We start from the raw sequence: 405 nt of genomic DNA, 5'->3' as shown, positions 1-405 counted from the left end.
GACGCTCGCACGCTTTGGCCTGGCGTTCACCGGGTCCTCCGTCTACCCGGCCGAGATCGCGCTGCTGGCCCGCAGCGTGCTGCCGCTGGACTTCCGGCCGCTGGCCCGGTTCGTCAACACCTTCGGGCCGTTCCTCGCCGACGTGCCGGCCGACGCGCAGCTCACCGGCGTCTCCGACGCCCGGCTGGTCACCGGGGTGCGCCAGGCGGCCGAGCACGTCTCGCGCCGCACCGGCCGCACGGTGTGGCTGTGCACCAACGAGGCCGGAGCCGACGAACTGCTCGGCTTCGCGCCGAACCTCGTGCGCACCTACGAGGACGGCGCCGAGGACGACTTCGTCCTCACCCCGGCCCGTTTCGGTCTTCGCCCGGGCGCCCTCGCCGACCTCGCCCCCGGCGCCGAGGT

1 pseudogene is annotated in these 405 nt (G+C 74.6%); it reads left to right on the top strand.

Annotation, left to right across the window (positions count from 1 at the left end):
- A pseudogene (locus LPA54_RS40745) lies at positions 1–405 on the top strand (hypothetical protein); the annotation flags it as partial.

The organism is Streptomyces sp. DH12 (genome assembly GCF_020873895.1).
Taxonomy (GTDB): Bacteria; Actinomycetota; Actinomycetes; order Streptomycetales; family Streptomycetaceae; genus Streptomyces.
The sequence above is the reverse complement of the archived record's forward strand: the minus strand, read 5'-3'. Positions and strand labels throughout refer to the sequence as shown.